This is a genomic window from Curtobacterium sp. JUb34 (assembly GCF_003755065.1).
Classification (GTDB): domain Bacteria; phylum Actinomycetota; class Actinomycetes; order Actinomycetales; family Microbacteriaceae; genus Curtobacterium.
This window is the reverse complement of sequence record NZ_RJVH01000001.1, coordinates 1017926-1044541: the sequence shown is the minus strand read 5'-3', so window position 1 is coordinate 1044541 and position 26616 is coordinate 1017926. Positions and strand designations below refer to the sequence as shown.

The following is a 26616-nucleotide window of genomic DNA, read 5'->3' as shown; positions in this document are numbered from 1 at the left end:
CGGCCGTCAGTGGCGCGTGGACGGGAGACGACAAAGCGGGGCCGAGCCCGAAGGCTCGACCCCGCTGAGGCAGGTAACCGGAGTTACTTGAGGATCTTCTCGACCGTACCGGCGCCGACCGTACGACCACCCTCACGGATGGCGAAGCGGAGGCCCTCTTCCATGGCGATCGGCTGGATCAGCTCGACCGTCATGGCGACGGTGTCACCGGGCATGACCATCTCGGTGCCCTCGGGCAGCGTGATGACGCCGGTGACGTCCGTGGTGCGGAAGTAGAACTGCGGGCGGTAGTTCGCGTAGAACGGGTTGTGACGCCCGCCCTCTTCCTTCGTCAGGATGTACGCGTTCGCCTGGAACTCGGTGTGCGGCGTGACCGAACCCGGCTTCACGACGACCTGGCCGCGCTCGACGTCCTCGCGCTTGAGGCCACGGATGAGCAGACCGGTGTTGTCACCGGCGACCGCCTGGTCGAGCAGCTTGCGGAACATCTCGATGCCCGTGACGGTGGTCTTCTGCGTCGCGCGGATGCCGACGATCTCGACCTCCTCGTTCAGGTTGAGCGTGCCACGCTCGACGCGACCGGTGACGACCGTGCCACGACCGGTGATCGTGAAGACGTCCTCGATCGGCATCAGGAACGGCTGGTCGGTAGCGCGCACCGGGTCCGGCACGTGCTCGTCGACCTGGGCCATGAGGTCCTGGACCGACTTGACCCACTTCTCGTCGCCCTCGAGCGCCTTGAGCGCCGAGACCTGCACGACGGGAGCGTCCTCGTCGAACTGCTGCGAGCCGAGGAGCTCGCGGACCTCGAGCTCGACGAGCTCCAGGATCTCCTCGTCGTCCACCATGTCGGACTTGTTCAGCGCGACGACGATGTACGGGACGCCGACCTGGCGGGCGAGCAGGACGTGCTCACGCGTCTGGGGCATCGGGCCGTCGGTGGCGGCGACCACGAGGATCGCGCCGTCCATCTGCGCCGCACCCGTGATCATGTTCTTCACGTAGTCGGCGTGACCGGGGGCGTCGACGTGCGCGTAGTGACGCTTCTCGGTCTGGTACTCGACGTGCGAGATGTTGATCGTGATGCCGCGCTGGCGCTCCTCGGGAGCGTTGTCGATCTGCGCGAAGTCACGGGCCTCGTTGAGGTCCGGGTACTGGTCGTGCAGAACCTTGGTGATCGCCGCCGTGAGCGTGGTCTTGCCGTGGTCGACGTGACCGATGGTTCCGATGTTGACGTGCGGCTTGGTGCGCTCGAACTTGGCCTTGGCCACTGTGGGTCCTCCTCAGGACTCGGAAGCGTCATCCCCGGCCGGCCCTGGATGGGCTCGCGACCGTTGATGCGCGGTGTGTGTCTTTACTTTACTTGGTGGCGGGGGGCCCGTCGCCGGGCACCCCCGCCTGTGGAGAGACGCTCGAGCGTCACTCCCCCGCGTTCTTCGCGATGATCTCCTCGGCGACCTTGGCCGGGACCTGGCTGTAGGTCTCGAAGGTCATCGAGTAGACCGCACGACCAGAGGTCTTCGACCGCAGGTCGCCGACGTAGCCGAACATCTCGGACAGCGGCACGCTCGCGCGGACCACCTTGACGCCCGAGGCGTCCTCCATCGAGGCGATCTGGCCACGACGGGAGTTCAGGTCACCGATGACGTCGCCCATGTACTCCTCAGGAGTACGGACCTCGACGGCCATGATCGGCTCGAGGATCGCCGGACCGGCCTTGCGGGCCGCTTCCTTGTAGGCGATCGAACCGGCGATCTTGAACGCCATCTCGGACGAGTCGACGTCGTGCGCCGCGCCGTCCTTGAGGGTGGCCTTCACGCCGACCGTCGGGTACCCGGCGAGGATGCCGACCTGCATGGCGTCCTGGATACCGGCGTCGACCGACGGGATGTACTCGCGCGGGACACGGCCACCGGAGGTCGCGTTGACGAACTCGTAGACCTTCTCGCTCGTGACCTCCATCGGCTCGAGCGCGATCTGCACCTTCGCGAACTGGCCGGAACCACCGGTCTGCTTCTTGTGGGTGTAGTCGTAGCGCTCGACGACCTTCGTGAGGGTCTCGCGGTAGGCCACCTGGGGCTTGCCGACGCTCGCCTCGACGTGGAACTCGCGCTTCATGCGGTCGACGAGGATGTCGAGGTGGAGCTCGCCCATGCCCTTGATCGTCGTCTGACCGGTCTCGGCGTTGAGCTCGACGCGGAACGTCGGGTCCTCTTCGGCGAGCTTCTGGATGGCCGTGGAGAGCTTCTCCTGGTCGGCCTTCGTGTTCGGCTCGATCGCGACCTCGATGACCGGCTCCGGGAACGTCATCGACTCGAGGACGACCTGGTTGGTCGGGTCGCACAGGGTGTCACCGGTGGTGGTGTCCTTGAGGCCGATGACCGCGTAGATGTGGCCAGCGGTCACGTTGGCGACCGGGTTCTCCTTGTTGGAGTGCATCTGGAAGATCTTGCCGATGCGCTCCTTCTTGCCCTTGGTCGAGTTGATGACCTGTGCGCCGGACTCGATCGAGCCGGAGTACACGCGGACGTAGGTGAGGCGACCGAAGAAGGGGTGCACCGCGACCTTGAACGCCAGGGCCGAGAACGGCTCCGACGCGTCGGGCTTGCGGATGATCTCCTTCTCCTCGTCCTTGACGTCGTGGCCGATCATCGGCGGCACGTCGAGCGGGGACGGGAGGTAGTCGATGACGGCGTCAAGCATCGGCTGGACACCGCGGTTCTTGAACGCGGAACCGCACAGCACCGGGTAGAGCGTGCTGCTCACGGTGAGGGCGCGGATCGCGGCCTTGATCTCGTCGACCGAGAAGTCGGTGTCGCCCTCGAGGTAGCGCTCCATGAGGACGTCGTCCGCCTCGGCCACGCGCTCGATGAGCTTCTCGCGGTACTCGGCGGCGCGGTCCTGCAGGTCGGCCGGGATCTCCTCGATCTCGTACTTCGCACCCATCGCGACGTCACCCTTGGCGTCGCCGCGCCAGGTGAGTGCACGCATCTGGACGAGGTCGACGACGCCTTCGAACGAGCTCTCGGAACCGATCGGCAGCTGGAGCACGAGGGGCTCCGCGCCGAGGCGGTTGATGATCGTGTCGACGGTGTAGTAGAAGTCCGCGCCGAGCTTGTCCATCTTGTTGACGAAGCAGATGCGCGGGACGTTGTACTTGTCCGCCTGACGCCACACGGTCTCGGACTGGGGCTCGACGCCCTCCTTGCCGTCGAAGACGGCGACGGCACCGTCGAGGACGCGGAGCGAACGCTCCACCTCGACCGTGAAGTCCACGTGACCGGGGGTGTCGATGATGTTGATCTGGTTGTTGTCCCAGAAGCAGGTCGTCGCGGCCGACGTGATCGTGATGCCGCGCTCCTGCTCCTGCGCCATCCAGTCCATCGTGGCAGCGCCGTCGTGGACCTCACCGATCTTGTGCGTGATGCCCGTGTAGAACAGGATGCGCTCGGTCGTCGTGGTCTTGCCGGCATCGATGTGCGCCATGATGCCGATGTTGCGGACCTTGTTCAGGTCGGTGAGCACGTCCTGTGCCACAGGGTTCCTCCGGAAGAGTTGTAGGAGAGGTTGGCGGCCGTCCGGGCGCCGGGGTTCTTGACCACCGGTGCCCGGACGGTGCCGGGACTACCAGCGGTAGTGGGCGAAGGCCTTGTTCGACTCGGCCATCTTGTGCGTGTCCTCGCGGCGCTTGACCGCGGCACCGAGACCGTTCGACGCGTCGAGGATCTCGTTCATGAGACGCTCGGTCATCGTCTTCTCGCGACGGGCCTTGGCGTACGAGGTCAGCCAGCGGAGCGCGAGGGTGTTCGCGCGGTGCGGCTTGACCTCGACCGGGACCTGGTAGGTCGAGCCACCGACACGGCGGCTGCGGACCTCGAGGGTCGGACGGACGTTGTCGAGCGCCTTCTTGAGCGTGACGACAGCATCCTGCTGGTTCTTGGCAGTGACGCCCTCGAGTGCACCGTAGACGATGCGCTCGGCGAGGCCCTTCTTGCCGTCGAGCAGGATCTTGTTGACGAGCTGGCTGACGATCGGCGCACCGTAGACCGGGTCGGCGACGACGGGACGCTTGGGGGCGGGACCCTTACGAGGCATCTAACTCAACCCTTCTTCGCGCCGTAGCGGCTACGAGCCTGCTTACGGTTCTTCACGGCCTGGGTGTCCAGGGCGCCACGGATGATCTTGTACCGCACACCGGGGAGGTCCTTCACACGACCGCCACGGACGAGCACCATCGAGTGCTCCTGGAGGTTGTGGCCCTCACCGGGGATGTACGCCGTGACCTCGGTGCCGTTCGAGAGCTTCACACGAGCGACCTTGCGCAGTGCGGAGTTCGGCTTCTTCGGGGTGGTGGTGTAGACGCGGGTGCACACACCACGCTGCTGGGGGTTCGCCTTCAGGGCGGGCGCCTTGGTCTTGGTGACCTTCGGCGTACGACCCTTGCGAACCAGCTGCTGAATAGTAGGCAACTGTTCTCCTGGTTCTTCGCTCGTGCTCTCTGGCCGGCGCGATCCGCCGGCTTCCTCGTCCCACGCTGATGACCGCCTGACGGCGGAGGAACCTGCGGGGGACGGAGTGGTCCGGCTGGGCGATCCCGCTCGCCGGACTTTTCGGGCGCGCCCGAGGGCGCACACCCAGAAGAGACTACCCGCGTAACGGAACGAAATCAATCCGGGCCGGCACCACGCCGGACACCGTCATGAGCCGGTGTCCGAGGACCCGTTGCCGACCGCCGAGCGGAACGTCGCACCGGAGCTCGAGAACCCCGTGATGTACCCGCTCGCGTTGACGTTGAGCGGCCCGGCCGAAGCCGTCCCGGTGCCGCCCGCGCCGGCGATGTCCGCCGTGAAGGTCGCCCGACCGAAGGTGGTGGTGGAGACCAGCCACCCGTTCGAGGTCCAGCTGCCGACGGCGACCGTGGGGCGCGACTCGAGCGTCCACTTCTCGTTCGTGTACGTGTACGCGGGGTTCTCGCCGTAGGCGTAGAAGCTGCACCCGGCCGGTGCAGCGTCGTTCGAGGCGATGCAGCCGTCGACCCATGCGTCCACGGCCCGCTTCGCCGCCTGCTCCCCCGCGTTCGTGAGCGCCGCGGTCATCTGCACGGGTGTCGAGGCGCCGACCCCGAACCCGCCCACGTCGGCGCTGCCGCCCGTGGCCTTCGTCCACTTGCCGCCGTCGTACGTGACCGCGTAGGTCCCGGGGAGCGCGCGGAGACTGACGGCGCCGTCCTTCGAGGTCTTCGTCGACGTCCCCGCGACCTGCACCGAGGCGCCGGACGGGCCCCGGACGCTGACGTCGACGCTGCCGAGCTCGGGCGCCTGCAGCTCCCACACCGGGAACACACCCCAGTCGGTACCGGTCTTGTCGAGCGTGAAGGTCGCCGCGACCTCCCGTCCGCTCTGGCGGAGGTAGGCGCGAACGGTGGCGGTGTCGCCGTCCGTCCGCGTCGCAGCCACCCGGTAGCCGGTGACCTTGGCCGTCGCCTTCGCGTACGCGGCGTCGGTGAGGAGCACGTCCGACTTCGTGCGGTCGATGCCGGCGGCGTCGAGGGCCTCGGTGACCTTCCCCGCGGTCAGGTCGTCGAGGAACGCCCGCACGGGGCGGTCGGCCGAGTGGGTGGCCGAACCGACCGAGAACCCGACGACGCCGGCGACGAGCAACAGCACGACCGCGGTGCTGCCGGCGATGATCCCGACCAGCTGGCCGCGGCGGAGCTTCCGGCGCGGAACGCGCGGAGCGGGCGTGGTGAACCCGGCGCCTGCCGGCCCCTCGTGCGTCCCGCGGATCGACGCCACCGGCGGCACGGCTCCCCAGCCGCTCTGCTGGTCCGGATCCGGTGTGTGCTGGTCGCTCATGGTTCCCCCGTTGCGTGTGCGTCGTGCCCGGGCAGACTACCGCCCGGCGATGTCGTCGCCCGCGACCGTCGACTCCTGCCGCCGGTCTGCGTCAGGCGTCCGAGCCGTCGTCCGCGCCTGGTGCCGGGCCATGGAGATCCCGCCGATCACCGACAGGAGCGCCACCACGACGGACCCGACGACGAACGGGCCGAGCGCGTAGCCAGCCGGGAAGACGAGGAGTTCGGTCAGGTCGCGGCGGATCACGGCGTACCCGACCGCGCCGACGCCGAGCATCACCAGGTAGGCGGTCGCGGCCGCCACGAGTCCGGTGACCCCGGGGTTGCCCTCACGCGCGCCGACCGCGGTCGCGAGGAACACCACCACTGCGGCACCGATCACCATGGCCGGGCCGAGGTACGGGGTGGCGTCCGGCTGCGCGATCGCCTCGACGTCGGCGAGGAGCGCTTCGAACCCTGCGACGGCGACGACGAGCGCGATGAAGAGGACGGACGTCATCGTCGCGATCAACCACCGGGACATGAGGTGATCGTATCGCCGCCGGGGCGGTCAGCGGGTGGCTTCGGTCCGCTCCGCGTGGTCGGCGTGGTCGGCGTGGTCCACCTGCTGCTGTGCTGCGGCGACGAGGGCGAGTGCGATCGTCGCGGTGATGATCGGGACGGTCTCGGTCATCGGAGCGGCCTGCGTCGTGCTGGTGGTCGGCGCTGCTTGCGTCGTGCTGGTGGTCGGCGCTGCTTGCGTCGTGCTGGTGGTCGGTGCGGCCTGGAGGCCCGGGGCTGCGTCCGCCTCGGAGGGCTCCTCCGGCTCGTGGTCGCGCAGGGCGGGGCCGATGATCGGCAGGACGCCGGTGGTGGACGCCGGCTCGGCGTGCAGGACGGTCGCCTCGGAGGCCGCCGGCTCGCCGCGCTTCGCCGCGCGACGGGCGCGCCCCATCTTCACCAGGACGACCACGGCCACGATCGCCCAGATGCCGTTGACGATGGTCGACGGCACAGCGTGGTGTGCGGCCACGTTGACCGCGACGGCCAGGCCCCCGACGAGGTTGAAGAGCTGGTAGACCGGCCCGTTCGGGAGCTTCCCCGTGGAGAAGAGTATGTAACCTGCCAGCACGGTTACTGCACCGAACCAACCCAGGAATTCAACGATTCCGACCAACACGCGCGACTCCGGGCACGACGAGGAACGGCCGATTCGAGCCGACCGTTCGAGAGAGGATGAGCAGCCGCGATCACGGCCTCGTGAGCATCGTACGCAGGCCGACGGGTGTCGCGGAAGAGGGGTCGGCGTGGCGCGTCACACCCCAGTCCGCGGGGGTCGGATCAGCCCTTGGCAGCTGCGGTCGAGCTGGCGTCCGAGAAGACGTAGATCGAGCCGCTGAACGTCCATGACGGCTCTTCTGCCTGCGCGTCCGAGTCGGCGGCCGCCGTGCTCGGCGACGACGACGAGATCGAGTCGATCAGGAAGAGCCGCGCGTTCGACTGCACTCCCTTGACGAAGGCGAGTGCCTCGGGGAACTCCCCGTTCACGGTCACGGACACTGGGATGACGGAGAAGTTCTGCGCCGTGATGCTGCTGTCGGTTGCCGTCTCCGGTGCAGCGGGTGTGGTCGCCGCTGCCGTCGGTGTCGCCGAGGACGTCGCCGTCGCGGCGCTGTCGGACGATGCCGGCTCTCCGCCCGTCGTGCCTTCGGGGGTCGCCGCTGGCGGGTTGTACGCCGTCGCGTCCCCCACGGTGATCGTCGCGACCTGGACCCCGGTCGCGTCCGCGGTCCCGTTCAGCTGGCTGATGAACGACGAGGCGCCCGCGGAGTCCGGCACCGACGCCCGGAGCGTCGCGAGCCGGGTCCGCATCTGCGGCAGGCTCTTCGCCTGTTCGCGGAGGCGGGCTATCTCGGCACGCGTGGTCGCGTTGCCGGCGCTGATGCTCTCGGTGTCGCTCTTCGCCGTCGCAGCTCGGTCGAGCTGCGGCTGCACGCCGAGGAAGAACCCGCCGGCAGCAACCACGACCGCGGCGACGACCGCGAGCAGGAGCATCAATCGGTTGCGGCTCATGATCCGTCCTTCGCTGCGTACTTGCCGTCGTAGACCTTCTCGTCGAGGTGGATCGTCATGTCCACCGTGTAGACGTTCGTCGACGTGTCGAGCGTCACCGAGTTGGCGTTCGCGTCGACGAACCCGCGCAGCCCCTTCACGGAGTCGAGCCAGGCCGGCACCGACGGCAGCGTCGGGCTCGCGGCATCGATCGTGAGGGTCGCGACGCGTTGGCCCTGCAACGGACTGGTCGCCTGCGCGTAGGCCTCGAGCGGGGTCGCCGAGTCGATCTGGACGCCCGTGATCGTCACACCGGCCGGGAGCGAGTCCTGCACGCGTTGGAGCGTGGTCTGCCAGTCGATCTCGGTCGAGCCACCGACCTGCTGGGCGGCGCGCAGGAGCTCGGACTGCGTCTCCGTGCTGCGCACCTCGCGGTACTGCTGCTGCTCGACCAGGAGTGAGTCGGTCTGCTCACGCGCGGCTACGAGCTGGGCGTCGGCCTGCATCGCCGACGCGGAGGCCAGGACGACTCCGGCTCCGACCGCCACTGCGACGACCACGACACCGAGCCAGGCCCGTCGGACGATCGCGCGCTGGCGACGATCGATCAGGACCTCGGTCGGCAGCAGATCGACTCGAGGTACGCCACCCACGACGATTGACTGGCCGGCGCCGCGCCCTTGACGCTTCGTCCGTTGGGCGGTGTCCGCCGCGATCCGGACCTCGTGGGCGGCCCCGGTGCCGCGTCGCGCGCGCTTGGAGGGCTCGAGGATCTTGGTCATGCTGCGCAGCTCCCTGTCGCGAGGCCCCAGGCGACCGCCACGGCGAGACCGCGGCCGGCGACGTCCTCTCGCCGGATCGATCGGCTTGTGGGCGCGTCGGCGAACGGGTCTCCGACGCTGACGTCGATGCCCGTCGCAGCCTGCAGCGCCTCGGCGAAGCCCGGCAGCTGGGCGCCACCGCCGGCGAGGACGAGGCTCTGCACACCGGACCCGGGCCTCGTGCTGACGAAGTAGTTCACGGTGTTGCGCAGACTCGTCAGCAACTCGTTGCTGAGATCGCGGACGGTGGCGGCGGCGCGGATGTCGTCGGGGGTCTGCGCTCGGGCGCCGAGCCCGATCCACCGCTTGACGGCCTCGGCCTGGTCGACCGCGATGTCGAGGGCCGTCGCGAGGGTCCCGGTCAGGTCGTCGCCGCCACTCGGGATGATGCGCACGAACTGTGGGACGCCGTCGGTCGCCACGACCACCGTCGTGGTGTTCGCTCCGATCTCGGCGAGTGCGTGGGTCCCGGGGAACCGCGATGCGGGGAGGTAGACGCGGGTGAGGGCGAACGGGATCAGGTCGACACCGATCGGGTTCAGGCCAGCGAGCTGCACCGCGCGGACGTTCGCGAGCACCGCGTCCTTGATGGCCGCGATCAGGAGCCCGTGCACGACCGGGCCGTCTGCACCGTCGGACTCGGACACCGGGTAGAAGTCGAGGATCGCGTCGCCCACGGGCACCGGGAGCATGTCCTGGACCTGGAAGGGCAGCGACTCCCGGATCTGCGCGAGCGGTGCCTTCGGGACCGTGAGGTCGCGGGAGAGCACCCGTTGGTTCCCCATGCCGAGGACGACGTCCTTCGACCGGAACCGTCCGACGCGCCAGAGCTCCCGGAGACTGGCCGCGATCGTGTTCGGTTCGAGCACCTCGCCGCGCTTGGTCGCGCCGACGGGCAGGGGGACCTCTGCCACGCGCTGGATCACGGGGTCCGGCTTGTTCGGGTTGGTCACCTCGACAGCGCGGATCGTCTCACCGCCGATGTCGATCCCGACGACGTTCTTCGCCATGTGTGGTCCTTCCTCAGGCCAGTCCGATGATCCGCAGGTACCCGTCGAGGACCAACTGACCGATGAACACACCGAGCCAGGCACCGCCGAGCATCCAGGGGCCGAACGGGATACCGGAGCCGCGCTTCGCACGTCCGGCCACCATGAGGCCGATGGCGAAGCTACCGCCGAGCAGGAAGGCTCCGAAAGCTCCCACTGCGAGGGGTCCCCATCCGAGGTACGCGAGCACGAGGCCGAGCACTCCGGCGAGCTTCACGTCGCCGAGCCCCATCCCGCCCGGGACGACGAGCGCCAATGCCAGGTAGCCGCCACCGAGGACGGCCAGACCGACGCCCGCGCGCAGGAGCGCACCCCAGTCACCGCTCAACGCGCTCGCGGCCGTCAGCAGCGCGGCGAGCACCGGGTAGGCGGGCAGCACGATCCCGTTCGGCAGGCGGTGGACGTCCAGGTCGATCAACGCGAGCGCGACCGAAACCGCCATCAGGTACAGCATCGCGACGAGGACGGTCGTCGCGACCGCCGCAGCACGGGCATCGGTGGCAGCGAGCAGCGCAGGCCCGAAGCGCAGCACGACGAGGGCGAACAGGGCCGCCGTCGCGAGTTCGACGAGGGGGTAGCGGACCGAGATCGGCGCGGCGCAATCACGGCACCGCCCGCGCAGCACAGCCCATGAGAGCACCGGGACGTTGTCCCGTGCCCGGATCTCGTGACCGCACCGCGGGCACGCGCTCGCCGGTGCGACCACGGACAGACCGGCCGGGACCCGGTGGACCACGACGTTGAGGAACGACCCGATGGCGAGCCCCGTTGCCGCTGCGAACCCGACGACCATCACCGCGGCGGTCACCGTGGGCTCCCGCCTGCGTCGTAGGCCGGCTTGACCTCGATCTGGGAGGTCACCTTGTACGTGGTGACCACGGGCTGCGGGAAGAACGGCGGGGTGTAGCTCGCGAGACTCGTGTCGTAGCCGTACGCCTTGAGGTACCCGTTCGATCCCTTGCCCACGGCTCCGCGGTAGCGCTGGGCGATCGAGCCGTTCACCGTCAGGGTTCCCCGGTCCCCGCCGTAGGCGTAGTTCTGCACCGTGAACGTGCCCTGGTTCGACAGGAGCGCTCCGGCGACCGTCCGGTTGTCCGCGAGGAACGCGTACGCACTGGCGCCGCTGAAGTACATCGGGTTCCAGACCATCACGGCCTCCTGCCCGACGATGCCGAGCACGGTCGAGGCGGCCCGCCCCGTCACGTACTGCAGGTCTCCCGTGATGTAGACGTAGTTCTCGGCGGACAGCGTGATCGACGCATCGACCTTGCCGGACACGAAGAGGTCACCGTTGCTGCAGCCGTATGCGGTGCTGAACGGGACCGGCGTGCCCTGTGCGTTCCGTGGGTTCGACTCCGAGTACGTGCCGGAGTACCCGGAGATCTGCCCCGTGTAGGGGAAGCCCAGTCCGTTGTCGGTCACCGACGGGCTCTTCATGCACGCGGACGGTGCGTTGCGGGTCGTGTACTTCGACCAGTAGTAGTTCGGGTTCGTGGTGCTGCCGCTGCCCGCGGAGGCCGGCTCGTCCTGCACGTAGACCAGGTTGTTGGCGAGCAGACTCGTGCTCAGTGTGGCCCCCGCCCCCTGCAGGTCGGCGATCGCCCCGCACTTCGGCGGGGTCGAACCGTAGGGACTCGACTTCTGCAGGTTCGTCGCGAGCGTGAGCGGCGAGCGGACCGTCATCTTCCCGTTGCCGAGGAAGGTGATCTGGGTCGGGCCCGTGTACAGGCAGCCGGTCCCAGGGGTGGTCGAGGTGATCGCTGCGTCGTCGGAGTACATCCGGTCGCGACCGGCACTGATCGTCGATGGGGGCGTGTAGGACCCGACCGTCTCCGGCTGGTAGCCGCTGTAGTACTGGTACGACGGCGTCCGCTTCGGCGAGCACCCGTAGTCGGTGGTGCCGACTGCGGACTGCACGGTGTTCTTGAACGTCCCGCCGCAGATGAGCATCACGTCGTTCGACCGGATCGGCCCGTTCAGGGTGTCACCGTCCTGGAACTGGATCCGCGAACAGGCACTCTTGCCGCCACCGGGCGAGTTCGAGAACGTCGCGTTCTGGTAGACGTTCGAGCAGTCCTCGCCGGTGATGTCCGGATCGCCGGACTCGTAATCGGTCCAGTACAGGTAGTTCGAGAACCCGTCGGGCTTGACGTTCGCGACCAGGGTCCTGGTGGTGTTGCCTGCCTTGCCGGTCACCTGGACCCGGACGATGCCCTGCTGCCCGTAGATGCTGTTGTCGACCGCGTACCGGTAGAACGTCGAGCCGCTGGCACCCGTCGAGTCCGGCACCGCAACCCAGGTGGTGAACGCAGCGTTGTCCCCGGTGCGGTTCGGGAACGTGTTCCCACTGCTGAACGGCTGGGCGGTGTCGCCGTACTTCGTCGCGTAGGTGTTGTCGGCGTTGACCCGCGACTGGTAGTCGGCGAGCCCGGCGTACGCCGCCGCCATCGCGTTGGCGTAGTCACGATCGGAAGCCGACTTGGTCGCGCCGGACGTCGAGAGGCCGACCATCGTCGCGGCGAGGATCATCACGATCACCCCGATCCCGAGCACGGCGGTGAGGGCGACACCCCGGTCGTCGTCCCGCGAGCGGATCGCGTCGAGCATGCGGCGCACGGTCAGCCTCCGAACTGCAGGTTGGGCATGCCCACGGTGCTCGTGAGCGAGACGTTGTTGGCGGCAGACGGCTTCGCCGCCTCCCGTTCACCCACGGTCAGTGCGACCGTGACAGAACGGACCGACTGCAGGTCGGCGGCGCTCAGACCCGTCGCGCCGGGCATCAGCGCGTTCCCACCGGCATCCCGGTACGTGAACAGTGCCGTCGGCACGACCGACGACGCGAGCGTCAGCGTCGAGGTCGGGGTGTTGCCGAGCGTCGCCGTCGTCGCGCGAGGGAACTCGAAGTAGCTCTTCGACGCGTCGGTCGCCGTGCCGTTCCACTTCGTCTCCGTGATCGTGCCCTTCGAGGCGTTGAGGGTGAACTGCACCTCGACGGGCTGGACATCGACCGCGGAGTTCAGGTTGATGTAGGCGAAGAAGCGCACCGAGGTCGCCGAGGCGTACTGGAACGCGTACTGCGTGTCGACGCCGCTCGCCACCGGGTTGTTCGACGCGACCCGGAACATCCGTTGCATCTCGCGCATCGCGGTCGATGCCACTCGGGTGTTGCTGTCCACTCCGGTCGTCGTCGTGGACGCGCGGGTCACGGAGGCGAAGAAGGCGCCTGCCATCGCGAGGAGCAGGACGGTCACGCTCATCGCGACGATGAGCTCCGCGAGCGAGAGGCCCTGGTCTTCACGACGCAGCCGGGCGAGCGCGCGCATCACGGTGCCCGCCGGGGGTCGAGCAGGACCTTGCCGGACGACGTCGAGACACCCGCCGCGGGGGTCGCCGAGGGAGTACCGCTGCTGAGGGTCAGCGAGACGATGCCCCCGATGATCTTCAGCACGGTGCCGGACTGGAAGGAGTAGGTGCCGTACGGCAGGGCGATCGTCGCGGTCTGGTTCGACAGGCCGGTGAACGTGTAGGTGACCGGCGTCGCACATCCGGGATCTCCCGAGTTCGCGGCCGGGGCGACGGTCGTGGCCGTCAGGGCGTTGTCCGTCTTCGACGCGAGCTTCACCGTGACGATCTGGACCGGCGCCTTGACCGCGTTCGTGCCGGCCTGCGGCTGCGCGAGCGCGCGCGGTGCCACCGCAGTGCCCTTCGCCGTCGTCCAGTTCTCCGGGTCGACGCTGAGACAGGTCGCAGGGGTCCCCGGCACCGCTTTGTAGCCGTCCGCGTAGGGGAACACCTGCGCCGTCGTCCCGGCCGCGTACGGACCGTAGTCGGCGGTCTTCCGACGGAGCGACACCGGACTGCTGGTCGGCGGGGTGAAGGCGGTGGTGCTCTGGTCCGGATCCGACCACTGCGGCACCACCGTGAGCGCGGTGTCGTAGTTGAAGTTGGCCGCGGAGGTCTGGTTCGTCTGCACGGTGACGGTCGTCGACGGCCTGGCGGTCTGCGCGCCGAGCGAGCCGGACGACGTGCCGTCGTCGATGTTACCCGGCTTCGTGAGCGTGACGTCGTACCGCCCGGGCTTGACGTTCAGCGCGTACGTGCACCCCGTCACGTCCGTCTGTCCGATCGCCGAGGTGATCGCTGCGGCGCCGTTCGGGTTGCTGGCGTTCGGCGCGATCGTGACGCCGACTCCCTGGTTGCCCGAGCCGTCGACCTTGGACACCGAGACGACGATGGTGCCGAGGTTCGCGGCCGTCACCGAGGTGGTCGGCGCGACCATGCTGTTCATCGAGATCGACTGGGTCGCACCACGCCCACCGGCCGTCCAGCTGATGGTCATCGACACCCGCTTGTACGCCAGCGGTCCACCGCCGGACCCACACGCGTTCGCAGTGCCGGAGGTCGGGACCCAGCGGGCCGTCTGCTTGACGGAGTAATCGACCCCGTTGCGGGTCAGTGAGTCGGTCGCGTCCGTGACACCGAACAGGTTGCTGCTCGTCCGCGCCTTGTCGATGGCGTCCTGGGCAAGACCGATCGCGACTTCGCGCGACCGTGAGCCGTGCGCGAGGTAGAGGGAGCTTGCGATCCCCATGGCGACACCGGCTGCGATCATGGCGAACACGGTCATCGCGACGAGCACCTCGATGATCGAGAAGCCGTCGTCTCGTTCGCGGGCATCGCGAAGGAGCTCGGTCAGTCGCAGCATGGTCACCTCCGATGCGCCGCGTTCGTGGAAGACGGACTCCGACTCGTCACGAGCCGGAGTCCGTCTGGGAACCCGAAGGGGTCAGGGGCAGGTGCCGTCCTTCGCGCCGCCGTCCTGGTCGACGTAGAAGTTCTTCGTCGAGTTGCTCGTGACCTGGATGCAGAACGACCCGGCGGTCACGTCGGACTTCTTGATCTCCGGCGCGACCCCCTTGCCGGCGTCGTAGGTCCCGCTGGCCGAGTAGCCGGCGAGTCCGGCGAGCTTCGACGGGAACGTGTTGTTCTGCGTGTAGGCCGCGATGACCGCCGTCTTCGCGTTCTGCAGGTCCGACTTCGCCGAGGCGTCCTTCGCGTTGTTCTGCACGTTCAGGTACACCGGGATGGCGATCGCGGCGAGGATGCCGATGATGATGACGACGACCAGGAGCTCGATGAGCGTGAAGCCCTTCTCCTCCTCGGCCAGCAGGCCCTTGCGGCGAGCGTCGAGCTTGCCCATGAGAGCGAAGTACATGGTGGTTTCCATTCTTCTGGGAATGCGATGGGGATTGTGCCGGGGACTGCTCCGCCGCCGGACACAAGAGTATTCAGGCGCGTTTCCGGGCGTAATCCCGAGAACGGGGGGTCTCGAGGTACTGAAATGCCCCCAGTAACGGGGGCATTCCATGGGTACGTGCCCCCGGACGAGGGACGCCGACGTGCTGTGATTACTTGACGAGCGAGGTGATCTGGAAGATCGGCAGGTAGAGCGCGACGATCATGCCACCCACCACCACGCCGAGGAATGCGATCAGCAGTGGCTCGATCAGGGATGTGAGCGCCTCGGTGGTGGACTCGACCTCGCTGTCGTAGAACGCAGCGATCTTCTCGAGCATGATCTCCAGCGATCCGGCGTCTTCACCGACCGCGACCATTTGCGAGACCATTGCTGGGAAGATCGATTCTTTTGCCAGCGGCGCGGCGATGGAATCACCTTTCCGCACGGCTTCGGAAACACGCCGAAGTGCTTTCTCGACCACATAGTTGTTCGACACTTCTCCGGCGATCTGCAATCCCTGCAGAATCGGGACACCGGCCCCGATCATGTCCGAGAGGTTGCGGGAGAACCGCGCGATCACGATCTTGCGGTTGAGCTGCCCGAACACCGGGAGTCGGAGTTTCAACGGGTCCACGAACGCGCGGACCCGTTCCGTGTTCTTGTTCGCGCGCCACCACACCCAGAACGCGATGGCGGCGACGAGCAGGACGGGTCCGACGTACACCATTGCGTTCGACGCGTACACGAGCACCATCGTCGGCAGCGGGAGCTGCCCGCCCAAGGACGAGAACATCTTCTGGAAGATGGGCACGATGAAGATGAGCATGATGACGACTGCCACCAGCGACATCACGAGCACCACGACCGGGTAGGTCATCGCCGACTTGATGGTCGAGCGGAGCTTGTGCTCCTTCTCGAAGTTCGTGGCGATGGAGTCCATGGCCTGGTCGAGGAACCCGCCGGTCTCGCCCGCGCGGATCATGTTGATCATGATCGGCGGGAAGTCCACCGGGTACTTCGCCACGGCGTCGGAGAACGAGACGCCCCGCTCGACGTCGTCGCGGACCTTGCCGAGGATGTCCTTGAGCTTCTTGTTCTCGGTCTGGTCGGCCAGGATCGACAGCGCCCGGAGCAGGGAGAGGCCCGAGGTGAGCATCGTCGAGGCCTGCCGCGACATGATCGCCAGGTCCTTGAGGCCGACACCCTTCTCGAACCCGGGGATCTTGATCTCGGTCTGCAGCCCCGTGCCGGCCTTGGACTCGGTGATCGCGATCGGCGAGACGCCCATGCCGCGCAGGCGCTGGACGACAGCGCCCTCGGACGAGGCGTCGAGGCGCCCCTTGACGAGCTTGCCGGCACCGTCGCGCCCGCGGTAGTCGAATGCGAGTGACATCAGTGGCCTCCGGAGAACTTGTCGCCGAAGTCGATCCCGCTGGCGGCGATCGCGGCTGCCGATGAGTCGGACGGGGACTCGACGCGCTGCACCAGCCGGTCGAAGCCCTCTTCGTCGTGCACCTTCTCCATCGCGGCCTTGCGTGAGATCGTGCCGACGTTGACCAGTTCGGCGAGGTCCTGGTCCATGGTGTGCATGCCCAGGTCGCGCCCGGCCTGCATGGCCGAGGTGATCTGGTAGGTCTTGCCCTCGCGGATCAGGTTGCCGATGGCGGGGGTGATCGTCATGATCTCGGTGGCGACGACGCGACCGACGCCGTTCGCCTTCGGCACCAGCGTCTGGCAGACGACGCCCTGCAGGGTCGCCGCGAGCTGCGTGCGGATCTGCCCCTGCTGGTGCGGCGGGAAGACGTCGATGACACGGTCGATGGTGCCGGGGGCGCTCTGGGTGTGCAGGGTGGCGAACACCAGGTGACCGGTCTCAGCGGCGGTGAGTGCGACGGAGATGGTCTCGAGGTCGCGGAGCTCGCCGATCAGGATGACGTCGGGGTCCTGGCGGAGCACGTGCTTGAGGGCGGCGGCGAAGGAGTGCGTGTCGGCGCCGACCTCGCGCTGGTTGATGATCGCCCGCTTGTGCTCGTGCATGAACTCGATCGGGTCCTCGACCGTCACGATGTGGTCGGCACGGCTCTCGTTCACCAGGTCGATCAGGGCGGCGAGGGTCGTGGACTTACCGGAGCCGGTGGGGCCGGTGACCAGGACGAGTCCGCGGGGCAGGCCGGCGAAGTCGCCGACGTGCTCGGGGATGCCGAGCTGCTTGAGCGTCTTGATCTTCGTGGGGATGATGCGGAAGGCCGCGCCCCAGTTGCCGCGCTGCTGGTAGAAGTTCACGCGGAAGCGGTACTCCGGCGACAGCGAGTACGCGAAGTCGAGTTCCTGCTCCTGGTCGAACTGGCCGGCCTGCTCGACCGACAGCAGCGTCTTGAGGGCCGCGATGACCTTGCCGCGCGACCACGAGCCGCCGGGCACCGCGGGACGGAGCGAGCCGTCGACGCGGACTGTGGGCGGGGCGTCCGCGGTGACGTGCAGGTCGGACGCGCCCTGGTACACGACCTGGGCGAGCGCGGTGATGAGGTCGGGGTCGGCGACCTCGCGGGCGTGGCGGGCGAAGTCGATGTCGCCGCCGAGCGTGGCGTTCGGTGCGGGCGCGACCGGAGCGACAGGCAGCTGCTGCGTCGGGGTCTCGGCGTAGCCGTACGTCGCGGTCGACGACGGCACCGCGGCGGGCGGCGTCGCCGGGGTGGCGAGCGGCTGGGCGACGGGCACCGCCACGGGCGATCCGGACGGTGCAGGCCACGCGGCCGTGTCGTCGCCGAGGTCGTAGACCTGCTCCGGCGGAACCGCCGCGGCGGCAGCGGCCAGGCGTGCTGCGCGCCGGGAGCCCACCTCGGTGCCGGGGTTGCCCGGGTGCCAGCCGGCGACGGGCTCGTCGCCGGGGATCGTGATGTCGTACACGGAGTCGGTCATTGGCTGCGCTCTCTCGTGCCTACGCGACCACGCGCAGGATCTCGTCGACGCTCGTGAGACCGAGCTTGACCTTCTCGAAGCCGTCCTGGCGGAGCGTGAGCATCCCCTGCGCCTGGGCGACACGGCTGATCTCGGCGCTCGAGGCACGCGAGACGGCGAGGCGCTCGATCTCCTCGGTGACGGTCATGACCTCGTGCAGGGCGATGCGGCCGCGGTACCCGGTGTTCGAGCAGACCGCGCAGCCGATGGGGGCGAAGAACGCCGGGACCTCGTCGCCGGGGCGCAGGAACCCGAGGGTCCGGAGCTGTTCGGCCTCGTACACGGCGGGCGCCTTGCACCGGTCGCACAGCCGTCGCGCCAGACGCTGGGCGACGACGGAGTCGAGGGCGGAACCGACCAGGAAGGGCTCGATGTCCATCTCGGTGAGACGGGTCACCGCCGATGGAGCGTCGTTCGTGTGCAGCGTGGACAGCACGAGGTGACCGGTGAGGGACGCCTCGATGGCGATCTGGGCGGTCTCGTGGTCGCGGATCTCGCCGAGCAGGACGACGTCGGGGTCGGACCGCAGGATCGAGCGCAGTGCGGACGCGAACGTCAGTCCGGCCTTCGGGTTGACCTGGACCTGGTTGATGCCGGCCATCCGGTACTCGACCGGGTCCTCGACCGTGATGACGTTGATCTCCGGCTTGGCGACGGCGTTCAGCGTCGTGTAGAGCGTCGTGGACTTGCCGGAACCGGTGGGCCCCGTGACCAGGATCATGCCGTACGGCTTCGAGTACGACCGCTGGTACGCCTGGAAGTTCTGCTCGAGGAGGTTGAGGTCCTTGAGGGTCAACGACGTGTTCGTGTTGTCGAGGATCCGCATGACGACCTTCTCGCCCCACACGGTGGGCAGCGTCGCCACACGGAGGTCGATCTGGCGGCCGCCGTGACGGACCGACATGCGGCCGTCCTGTGGCTTGCGACGCTCGGCGATGTCGATGTCGCTCATGATCTTCAGACGGCTGATGACGCCGTTCTGGATGTTCTTCGGTGCGGGGGCCATCTCGTGCAGCACGCCGTCGATGCGGTAGCGGATCCGGACCTCGTGCTCGCCGGGCTCGATGTGGATGTCCGAGGCGTGGTCCTGGATGGCCTGCGATACGAGCAGGTTGACGAAGCGGACGATCGGGACGTCGTCGAGGGCGCCGTCGGCCAGGTCGACCTGGGCCGACGAGCTGACGGCGGCTTCTTCCTCGAGCGACGAGGTCAGGTCGTTGAGTTCGTCGTCGGCACGCAGGTAGCGGTCGAGCGCGGTGAGCAGGTCGCGCTCGTCCACCTGGAGCGGCTTGATCGGTCGGCCGGACGCAGCGCGTGCGTCGTCGATCGCCAGCACGTTGGTCGGGTTGACCATCGCGAGGATGAGCAGCTCGCCCTCGAAGCCGACGCCGAGGACGCCGTGCCGGCGGCAGAGCGCCGCAGGCAGGATCGAGACCGCCGTGCCGTCGACCGGGTAGTCGGTGAGCGGGACGGTCCGGGAGTTGTTCGAGGCCGCCCGGGCCGTGATGAACTGCGCTTCGCTCACGACGCCCTGGTCGACCAGGCCGCGGATGGCGCGCTCGTCGAGGTCCTCGTCGCCCGTCATCGAGTCGAGGTGCTCGATCGGCAGAGCGCCGTTCAGGATGAGGATCTCGGACAGGGTCGCCATGAGTCCTGTGCCTCCTTGGACTCGCGCGCGGCGAGACGTGGTCGGGATGCGCACCACCAGGGATGTGGCGCTCGACCACGCTACTTCTGCGACAGTCGTCGGCCGCAGTCCCAGAAGGAGGGGGCGGAGGGGGTCTGGATGCACCCAGAACTGGGGTCCAGGAGCCCCGCCACTGCGGTCAGAGCGACGTCGACGCGGTGACGTGGACCTCGCCGGCGACGAAGCCGAGACGTTCGTAGATGCGACCGGCTCCGCTCGGGTTCTCGGCGTCGACGTGCAGCACCGCCGCGGACAGGCCGTCGGCGCGGATCGCCTGCAGGGTCGCGTCGAGGACGATCGGCGCGAGCCCCGTCCCCCGAGCGGCACGGACGACGCCGACCCAGTGCACGTACCCGTACGAGCGGCCCCGCGCGGCGAACCCGTCGGGCTCGACCTCGACGATCGTGAACGCCAGGACGGTGCCGTCAGCGCCCACGACGACCCGCGACAGGTCCAGCCGGCTCTTGTCCGAGGTGAGGAACCCCCGCCAGTCCGAAGCGACCATCGGCTGGGAACCCCAGTGGTCGCGGAAGGCGTCGTTCTTGGCCGTCCGGAGCGGTTCGATGTCGTCCACCGTGACGGGCCGCAGGACGAGTCCGTCCGGCAGCGCGGGGACCGCCTCGGAGGCCCGCCCCCGGTCGTCGAACACGACCTGCATGTCGAGCCAGGTGCGCACCGGCGCGAAGCCGAGGTGTGCCGCCAGCCGGAGCGCCGAGGACCCCTGCAGCCCACCGACGTCGAGCGTGGCCGGCAGGTCGACGTCGAGCGTCGCCAGGCGCTGCCGGGCACGGCCGACCTGCCACGCGAGCACCCGTCGTCCGATCCCCTGCCCGCGCAGGTCGGGGTGGACCGCCCCGTCGAGCACCGCGCGCGCGGCGGTGACCCGGGAGGGGACGTCGATGACGATGCCGTAGGCCTGCACATGCCCTCCAGCATCGACGCCCACCACGGTGTCCCGGGCGACGTCCAACCCCTCGGTGGACAACGACCGTTCGAGGTCGGCTGTGGAGGGCCGAGCGTGCGGGTCGTCGACCGCGGCCGACGCGATCGCGACGGCGTGCATCGCCCCGACATCGTCGAGCGCTCCGGCACGGAACGTCAGCCCGCCGACCGCCGTGGGGAACGAGAGGTGTGCCGGGGCCGTGATCCGTTCGCGCAGGGTCGCCATCACTCCACCCTGCCAGTTCCGCCGCGCAGCGAGAGACCGCGGGAAGACCCTCGACGAGCAGGCCCGACCGGGACCATCATGAGACATGGACATCACGAGTGTGACCGTCGGGCTGCCCGTCACCGACATCGAGGCGTCCTGCCTCTGGTACGGCGCCGTCTTCGAGCGCACCGAACCGGACCTCGAACCGGAGGACGGTGTCGCCGAGTACGAGGTCGGCGGGATCTGGATCCAGCTCTACGAGGACGACTCCGCCGAGGAGAACCCCGTGAGCGTCCGGTTCGGCGTCGACGACGTCGGCGCACAGCACGCCCGTATCGGTGCCCTCGGCATCGACATCGGCCCCGTCGAGTGCGTCGACGGCGCCGTGAACTGGTTCGACGTCCGCGACCCCGACGGCAACGTCCTCAGCTTGTTCTCACTGGTCGACGAGACCGGTCGCGGATCCGGGCGCGACAACGGCGCGGACCGCGCGCTCTAGACGACACCGCGTGCCGGCCGGGAGGCCCGTGGCGGCCTGGCACCGGGCCTCCCGTCCGCCTCGTCATCACGACCACCGCCGTGCCCCTGTCCGGGGCGTTCTGCCATGCAGCACGCGTGTGAACAGTTCGTTCCGGGGTCTGGACAGGGCGCATCCAGCTGGTGCAGCATGTGCGGCATGCAACTGTTCCACATTTCAGATACTCCCCGCGCTCGCTGGCTCGCCTTCTCCGGAGCGCTCGTCGTCATGCTCGCCGTCGTCGGCGCGGCCACGCCAGCCCGTGCAGCCGTTGCCTTCACCGCGCGGGTGGCGTCGATCGCCCACAACGCCGGGACGGTGACGGTCACCGGGACCGGCGATCCAGGGGACCTCGTCACCGTGCGCCCTTCGGACGGCGCCCCCGTCGACGCACGTGTGCGGACCGACGGCTCCTGGCGCGCAGCGACGCACGTCGAGGACTTCGGCGACCACACCTTCACGGTCTCGGACTCCCTCGGGTCACCGGCCCGCACCCTCCACGCGACCACGAAGCCGGTGACCTGGGCCGGGATGGTGATCGTGCGCGAGGGCTGGAACCGTTCGCTGAAGGTCATCGCTGCTTCCGGCTTCGAGCCCGGCGCGCGGCTCGAGTTCAGCGTGGACGGCGTCCCGTCCGGGTCGACGAAGGTCGATCGCGACGGCGCCGTTGCCCACCGCATCACCGGCATCGGGTTCGGCCGGCACACGCTCACCACGGTCGAACGCTTCGACGGCGCCGAACAGCTCCGGATGAACAACACCGCCGACCAGGCTGGAGACCCGATCGTGGACGACGTCCGGGTCGACCCGGTCGCACGGACCGTCCACGTCGAGGGCCGGGGTCCGTCGGCGACCGACATGCGGTTCGTCGACGAATCCGGGGCTCCCTGGTCGCTCGTCGACGGGACGGACTGGATCGTGAACTCCGACGGGACCTGGAGTGCCGACCTCGCGTACCCCGCCCCCGGCACGCGGTTCATGGGCATCACCGCGGAGGTCCACGAAGCCGGTGTGCTCATCGGTTCCGCGACGACCGGAGCGATGATCCCGTTCCCCGTGACCGCCTCGGTCCAGCGCTTCACCCCGGGCAAGCTCGTGCTGTCCGGGACGGCGGAGCCGAACGCCCGGTTGTCCTTCACCGACGCCGACGGTGCCCCCGCGCGGGATGCCGACGGCAACGAGGTCGAGCCCCGCGTGCCGGGGAGCGGCGCGTGGACGGTCACGCTCGACCCGCGCACCTTGGCTGGCGGGACCGTCACGGTGCACGCCACGGGCGACGACGGGCCGCTCGGCTCAGCGACGGTCACGTACCGCTGATCGCCGACGCACCGCAGGTCGTCCGTACGCGGAAGGGCCCCGCATCCAGGAGGATGCGGGGCCCTTCGACGTCACTGGGTTCAGTTGTACGTACCCGGCGTGAAGTCGTCCGACGAGAAGCTGTCGAAGTCGACGAAGCTCAGGTCGGCGTCCGAGAACGACGAGTCGTCAGCGAAGATGCGGTTGGGGTACCGCTCCGCCTTCGCCTCTTCGGTCGCGTTCACATCCACGTCGCGGTACCGGCTGAGGCCCGTCCCGGCGGGGATGAGCTTACCGATGATGACGTTCTCCTTGAGGCCGACGAGGTGGTCCTGCTTGCCCTCCATGGCCGCCTGCGTGAGCACGCGGGTGGTCTCCTGGAAGGAAGCGGCGGACAGCCACGACTCGGTCGCGAGGGACGCCTTCGTGATGCCCATGACCTCCTGGCGAGCCGAGGCGGTCTTGCGACCCTCCTGCAGCGCCGCACGGTTCAGCGCGTTGTAGCGCGACCGGTCGACGAGCTCACCCGGCAGCAGGTCGGTGTCGCCGTGGTCGACGACGGTGACCTTGCGGAGCATCTGACGGACGATGACCTCGATGTGCTTGTCGTGGATCGGCACACCCTGCGAGCCGTAGACGTCCTGCACACCGTTGACCAGGTGCTTCTGGACCTCTCGGACACCCTTGACCCGGAGGACTTCCTTCGGGTCGACGGTGCCGGCGATGAACTGCTCGCCGAGCTCGACGTGCTGGTTGTCCTCGATGAGGAGCGTCGCACGCTTGAGCACCGGGTAGATGAACGGCTCGTCGCCGTTGTCCGGCGTGAGGATGATCCGACGACCCTTGTCCGTGTCCTCGACGACGACGCGGCCGGGGGCCTCGGCGATCGGGGACGCGCCCTTCGGGGTACGGGCCTCGAAGAGCTCCGTGACACGCGGCAGACCCTGGGTGATGTCGTCGGCCGAGGCCGAACCACCCGTGTGGAACGTACGCATCGTCAGCTGGGTACCGGGCTCACCGATGGACTGGGCGGCGATGATGCCGACCGCCTCACCGATGTCGACCAGGTTGCCCGTGGCGAGCGAACGGCCGTAGCACTTCGCGCAGACACCGACGGCCGACTCGCAGGTCAGGACCGAGCGCACCTTGATGCTCTCGACACCGGCAGCGAGCAGCTTGTCGATGAGGACGTCACCGACGTCCTCGCCGGCCTCGGCGACGACCGTGCCCTTCGCGTCCACGGCCTCGGTGGCCAGGGTGCGCGAGTAGACGGTGTTCTCGACGCGCGGGTCGCGGACCAGCTTGCCGTCGGCGTCCACGGTCGCGATCGGCAGCTCGAGGCCACGGGTCGTGCCGCAGTCGTCCTCGCGGATGATGACGTCCTGCGAGACGTCCACGAGACGACGGGTGAGGTACCCGGAGTCCGCGGTACGGAGCGCGGTGTCGGCAAGACCCTTACGAGCACCGTGCGTGGCGATGAAGTACTCCGCCACGGTCAGGCCCTCGCGGTACGAGTTGATGATCGGGCGGGCGATGATCTCGCCCTTCGGGTTGTTCACCAGACCACGCATACCCGCGATGTTGCGGACCTGCAGCCAGTTACCACGAGCACCCGACGACACCATGCGGTTGATCGTGTTGTCGACGGGGAAGTTGTCCCGCATCTCCTGAGCGATCTCGTTGGTGGCCTCGGTCCAGATCTTGATCAGGTCGGCGCGACGCTCGGAGTCGGTGATCAGACCCTTGTCGAACTCGCCCTGCACCTTGGCGGCCTGGACCTCGTAGCCCGCGATGATCTCCTTCTTGCGAGGAGGCGTCACGACGTCCGACAGGGCGACGGTCACACCGGAGCGGGTGCCCCAGTAGAAGCCGGCGTCCTTGATCCGGTCCAGCGCAGCGGCCGTCTCGGTCTTGGAGTAGCGCTCGGCGAGGTCGTTGACGATCGCGGAGAGCACACCCTTGTCGGTGACCTTCTGGACGAACGGGTAGTTCGCCGGGAGGGTCTCGTTGAAGAGCGCACGGCCCAGGGTCGTCTCGAGCAGCACGGTGTCGCCCTGCTCGTAGCCCTCGGGTGCTTCACCCTCGGCGAAGTGGACACCCGACATGCGGATCTTCGCCATCGCGTTGAGGTGCAGCGTGTGCTGGTCGTTGGCCAGGATCGCCTCGGCGACCGAGGAGAACGCACGGCCTTCGCCGACGGCGCCCTCGCGGACGGTCGTCAGGTGGTGCAGACCGATGATCATGTCCTGTGCGGGCAGGGTCACCGGACGGCCGTCGGACGGCTTCAGGATGTTGTTCGAGGCGAGCATCAGGATGCGGGCCTCGGCCTGGGCCTCGACCGACAGCGGCAGGTGCACGGCCATCTGGTCACCGTCGAAGTCCGCGTTGAACGCGGCACACACGAGCGGGTGGAGCTGGATGGCCTTGCCCTCGACGAGCTGCGGCTCGAACGCCTGGATGCCCAGACGGTGCAGCGTCGGTGCACGGTTCAGCAGCACGGGGCGCTCGCGGATGATCTCCTCGAGCACGTCCCACACCTGCGGACGCGAACGCTCGACCATGCGCTTGGCCGACTTGATGTTCTGCGCGTGCGACAGGTCGATCAGGCGCTTGATCACGAACGGCTTGAAGAGCTCAAGCGCCATCTGCTTGGGCAGACCGCACTGGTGCAGCTTCAGCTGCGGGCCGACGATGATGACCGAACGGCCCGAGTAGTCGACGCGCTTGCCGAGCAGGTTCTGGCGGAAACGACCCTGCTTGCCCTTGAGCATGTCGCTCAGGGACTTCAGGGCGCGGTTGCCGGTACCCGTGACCGGACGTCCACGACGACCGTTGTCGAACAGCGCGTCGACCGCTTCCTGGAGCATGCGCTTCTCGTTGTTCACGATGATCTCGGGGGCACCGAGGTCGAGCAGGCGGCGGAGACGGTTGTTGCGGTTGATCACACGACGGTAGAGGTCGTTGAGGTCCGACGTGGCGAAACGGCCACCGTCGAGCTGCACCATCGGGCGCAGCTCCGGCGGGATGACCGGCACGACGCCGAGCACCATCGCTGCCGGCGAGTTGCCGGTGGCGAGGAAGGAGCTGACGACGCGCAGACGCTTGATCGCGCGGATCTTCTTCTGGCCCTTGCCCTCGGCGATCTGCAGGCGCAGCGCCTCGGCCTCGGCGGCCAGGTCGAACGCCTCGAGCCGGAGCTTGATCGCCTCGGCGCCCATGTAGGCGTCGAAGTAGATCCCGAACCGGTCCTGGAGCTCGTGGAAGACGGCGTCCTCGGGCTTGAGGTCGCCCACCTTGAGGTTGCGGAAGTCCTCCCACACACGCTCGAGACGGGTGATGTCCTCGTCGAACGACTTGCGGACCTGGGACATCTCCTTCTCGGCGGTGTCCTTGGTGCGGCGCTTGACGTCGGCCTTCGCACCCTCTTCCTCAAGGGCTGCGAGGTCGTCCTCGAGCTTCTTGAGGCGGTCGGCGATGATCGAGTCGCGCTGGCCCTCGAGGGTCTTGATCTCGAGACGCATCTCGTTCTCGAGACCCGGCATGTCCGCGTGACGGCCCTCTTCATCGATGTCGATGATCATGTACGCCGCGAAGTAGATGACCTTCTCGAGGTCCTTCGGCGCCATGTCGAGGAGGTACCCGAGGCGCGACGGGACGCCCTTGAAGTACCAGATGTGCGTGACGGGGGCAGCGAGCTCGATGTGGCCCATGCGCTCACGACGGACCGAGGACTTGGTGACCTCGACGCCGCAGCGCTCGCAGACGATGCCCTTGAACCGGACACGCTTGTACTTGCCGCAGGCGCACTCCCAGTCGCGGGAAGGACCGAAGATCTGCTCGCCGAACAGACCGTCCTTCTCGGGCTTCAGGGTGCGGTAGTTGATGGTCTCCGGCTTCTTGACCTCGCCGTACGACCACTGACGGATGTCCTCGGCGGTCGCGAGGCCGATCCGAATGGCGTCAAAGGAAGTTGCTTCGAGCAATGTTCTTCTCTCTTGCTTGATTCAGGCTTCG

The 26616-nt window shown here is 68.3% G+C and carries 22 protein-coding genes; 2 read left to right on the top strand and 20 right to left on the bottom strand.

All coding sequences use genetic code 11. The annotated features are described in order from the left end of the window. Positions 1-83: 83 nt before the first annotated feature. From tuf to EDF63_RS04965, 19 genes are all read right to left on the bottom strand, one after another. The gene (gene tuf / locus EDF63_RS05055) at positions 84-1271 is read right to left on the bottom strand and encodes an elongation factor Tu (protein WP_123311734.1); all 1188 of its coding nucleotides are present in this window, start codon (positions 1269-1271) and stop codon (positions 84-86) included. A gap of 148 nt (positions 1272-1419) precedes the next feature. Next, a complete protein-coding gene (gene fusA / locus EDF63_RS05050; protein WP_123311732.1) occupies positions 1420-3537 on the bottom strand; it encodes an elongation factor G in 2118 nt (705 codons plus the stop codon). Positions 3538-3624: 87 nt separating this feature from the next. Continuing rightward, complete coding sequence (rpsG, locus tag EDF63_RS05045) at positions 3625-4095, bottom strand: 30S ribosomal protein S7 (protein ID WP_055950927.1); 471 nt, start codon at positions 4093-4095, stop codon at positions 3625-3627. 5 nt (positions 4096-4100) lie between these two features. Beyond that, entirely contained in the window at positions 4101-4469 is a 369-nt protein-coding gene (gene rpsL / locus EDF63_RS05040; protein ID WP_017885540.1) for a 30S ribosomal protein S12, read from the bottom strand. Between the two features lie 228 nt (positions 4470-4697). Beyond that, positions 4698-5855, bottom strand: a complete 1158-nt coding sequence (locus EDF63_RS05035) for a hypothetical protein (protein ID WP_123311730.1) — start codon at positions 5853-5855, stop codon at positions 4698-4700. Between the two features lie 36 nt (positions 5856-5891). Continuing rightward, positions 5892-6377, bottom strand: a complete 486-nt coding sequence (locus tag EDF63_RS05030) for a DUF6121 family protein (protein WP_123311728.1) — start codon at positions 6375-6377, stop codon at positions 5892-5894. Between the two features lie 27 nt (positions 6378-6404). Continuing rightward, complete coding sequence (locus tag EDF63_RS05025; RefSeq protein ID WP_123311726.1) at positions 6405-6965, bottom strand: hypothetical protein; 561 nt, start codon at positions 6963-6965, stop codon at positions 6405-6407. A 209-nt stretch (positions 6966-7174) separates the two neighbouring features. Beyond that, positions 7175-7906 (bottom strand): hypothetical protein, encoded by a 732-nt coding sequence (locus EDF63_RS05020; protein ID WP_148061730.1) that lies wholly within the window; start codon positions 7904-7906, stop codon positions 7175-7177. Then, complete coding sequence (locus tag EDF63_RS05015) at positions 7903-8667, bottom strand: hypothetical protein (RefSeq protein ID WP_123311722.1); 765 nt, start codon at positions 8665-8667, stop codon at positions 7903-7905. The genes EDF63_RS05020 and EDF63_RS05015 overlap by 4 nt, the downstream gene beginning before the upstream one ends. Continuing rightward, positions 8664-9716: a type IV pilus assembly protein PilM gene (pilM, locus tag EDF63_RS05010; RefSeq protein WP_123311720.1), complete on the bottom strand. Its 1053-nt coding sequence runs from the start codon at positions 9714-9716 to the stop codon at positions 8664-8666. Before pilM ends, EDF63_RS05015 begins: the two co-directional genes overlap by 4 nt. Positions 9717-9729: 13 nt before the next feature. Next, positions 9730-10563 carry an A24 family peptidase gene (locus tag EDF63_RS05005; RefSeq protein WP_395871402.1) on the bottom strand — a complete coding sequence of 278 codons (834 nt, stop codon included), beginning with the start codon at positions 10561-10563 and terminating at the stop codon, positions 9730-9732. Next, positions 10560-12362, bottom strand: a complete 1803-nt coding sequence (locus EDF63_RS05000) for a hypothetical protein (RefSeq protein ID WP_123311718.1) — start codon at positions 12360-12362, stop codon at positions 10560-10562. Before EDF63_RS05000 ends, EDF63_RS05005 begins: the two co-directional genes overlap by 4 nt. An 11-nt stretch (positions 12363-12373) precedes the next feature. Further along, positions 12374-13078 carry a hypothetical protein gene (locus EDF63_RS04995; protein WP_123311716.1) on the bottom strand — a complete coding sequence of 235 codons (705 nt, stop codon included), beginning with the start codon at positions 13076-13078 and terminating at the stop codon, positions 12374-12376. Beyond that, a complete protein-coding gene (locus tag EDF63_RS04990) occupies positions 13078-14460 on the bottom strand; it encodes a prepilin-type N-terminal cleavage/methylation domain-containing protein (protein ID WP_148061729.1) in 1383 nt (460 codons plus the stop codon). Before EDF63_RS04990 ends, EDF63_RS04995 begins: the two co-directional genes overlap by 1 nt. A gap of 81 nt (positions 14461-14541) precedes the next feature. Beyond that, complete coding sequence (locus EDF63_RS19050) at positions 14542-14970, bottom strand: type II secretion system protein (RefSeq protein ID WP_123311712.1); 429 nt, start codon at positions 14968-14970, stop codon at positions 14542-14544. 193 nt (positions 14971-15163) lie between these two features. Further along, the gene (locus EDF63_RS04980; protein WP_123311710.1) at positions 15164-16387 is read right to left on the bottom strand and encodes a type II secretion system F family protein; all 1224 of its coding nucleotides are present in this window, start codon (positions 16385-16387) and stop codon (positions 15164-15166) included. Beyond that, a complete protein-coding gene (locus tag EDF63_RS04975) occupies positions 16387-17913 on the bottom strand; it encodes a type IV pilus twitching motility protein PilT (RefSeq protein WP_123311708.1) in 1527 nt (508 codons plus the stop codon). Before EDF63_RS04975 ends, EDF63_RS04980 begins: the two co-directional genes overlap by 1 nt. Before the next feature lie 19 nt (positions 17914-17932). Further along, the gene (locus EDF63_RS04970) at positions 17933-19600 is read right to left on the bottom strand and encodes a GspE/PulE family protein (protein WP_123311706.1); all 1668 of its coding nucleotides are present in this window, start codon (positions 19598-19600) and stop codon (positions 17933-17935) included. A gap of 178 nt (positions 19601-19778) precedes the next feature. After that, entirely contained in the window at positions 19779-20807 is a 1029-nt protein-coding gene (locus EDF63_RS04965; RefSeq protein WP_185021290.1) for a GNAT family N-acetyltransferase, read from the bottom strand. 85 nt (positions 20808-20892) lie between these two features. Here EDF63_RS04965 and EDF63_RS18390 point away from each other — a divergent pair, with 85 nt between their 5' ends. Further along, positions 20893-21288, top strand: coding sequence for a VOC family protein (locus EDF63_RS18390; protein ID WP_111083488.1), 396 nt, complete (start codon positions 20893-20895; stop codon positions 21286-21288). A gap of 177 nt (positions 21289-21465) precedes the next feature. Next, positions 21466-22623, top strand: a complete 1158-nt coding sequence (locus EDF63_RS04955) for an Ig-like domain-containing protein (protein ID WP_148061727.1) — start codon at positions 21466-21468, stop codon at positions 22621-22623. Positions 22624-22703: 80 nt separating this feature from the next. Here EDF63_RS04955 and rpoC read toward each other — a convergent pair whose 3' ends face one another. Continuing rightward, positions 22704-26585 (bottom strand): DNA-directed RNA polymerase subunit beta', encoded by a 3882-nt coding sequence (gene rpoC / locus EDF63_RS04950; RefSeq protein WP_123311697.1) that lies wholly within the window; start codon positions 26583-26585, stop codon positions 22704-22706. Positions 26586-26616 lie beyond the last annotated feature (31 nt).

Excerpts from the sequence above, each read along its gene's own strand:
- EDF63_RS04955 (WP_148061727.1), top strand. The coding sequence starts at position 21,466 with ATGCAACTGTTCCACATTTCAGATACTCCCCGCGCTCGCTGGCTCGCC.
- EDF63_RS18390 (WP_111083488.1), top strand. The coding sequence starts at position 20,893 with ATGGACATCACGAGTGTGACCGTCGGGCTGCCCGTCACCGACATCGAG.
- EDF63_RS05020 (WP_148061730.1), bottom strand. The coding sequence starts at position 7,906 with ATGAGCCGCAACCGATTGATGCTCCTGCTCGCGGTCGTCGCCGCGGTC.
- EDF63_RS04990 (WP_148061729.1), bottom strand. The coding sequence starts at position 14,460 with ATGCTGCGACTGACCGAGCTCCTTCGCGATGCCCGCGAACGAGACGAC.
- EDF63_RS05015 (WP_123311722.1), bottom strand. The coding sequence starts at position 8,667 with ATGACCAAGATCCTCGAGCCCTCCAAGCGCGCGCGACGCGGCACCGGG.
- rpsG (WP_055950927.1), bottom strand. The coding sequence starts at position 4,095 with ATGCCTCGTAAGGGTCCCGCCCCCAAGCGTCCCGTCGTCGCCGACCCG.
- EDF63_RS05030 (WP_123311728.1), bottom strand. The coding sequence starts at position 6,377 with ATGTCCCGGTGGTTGATCGCGACGATGACGTCCGTCCTCTTCATCGCG.
- EDF63_RS19050 (WP_123311712.1), bottom strand. The coding sequence starts at position 14,970 with ATGTACTTCGCTCTCATGGGCAAGCTCGACGCTCGCCGCAAGGGCCTG.
- EDF63_RS04970 (WP_123311706.1), bottom strand. The coding sequence starts at position 19,600 with ATGGCGACCCTGTCCGAGATCCTCATCCTGAACGGCGCTCTGCCGATC.
- EDF63_RS04995 (WP_123311716.1), bottom strand. The coding sequence starts at position 13,078 with ATGCGCGCGCTCGCCCGGCTGCGTCGTGAAGACCAGGGCCTCTCGCTC.
- EDF63_RS04975 (WP_123311708.1), bottom strand. The coding sequence starts at position 17,913 with ATGACCGACTCCGTGTACGACATCACGATCCCCGGCGACGAGCCCGTC.
- EDF63_RS04965 (WP_185021290.1), bottom strand. The coding sequence starts at position 20,807 with ATGGCGACCCTGCGCGAACGGATCACGGCCCCGGCACACCTCTCGTTC.
- pilM (WP_123311720.1), bottom strand. The coding sequence starts at position 9,716 with ATGGCGAAGAACGTCGTCGGGATCGACATCGGCGGTGAGACGATCCGC.
- EDF63_RS05035 (WP_123311730.1), bottom strand. The coding sequence starts at position 5,855 with ATGAGCGACCAGCACACACCGGATCCGGACCAGCAGAGCGGCTGGGGA.
- EDF63_RS04980 (WP_123311710.1), bottom strand. The coding sequence starts at position 16,387 with ATGTCACTCGCATTCGACTACCGCGGGCGCGACGGTGCCGGCAAGCTC.
- EDF63_RS05000 (WP_123311718.1), bottom strand. The coding sequence starts at position 12,362 with ATGCTCGACGCGATCCGCTCGCGGGACGACGACCGGGGTGTCGCCCTC.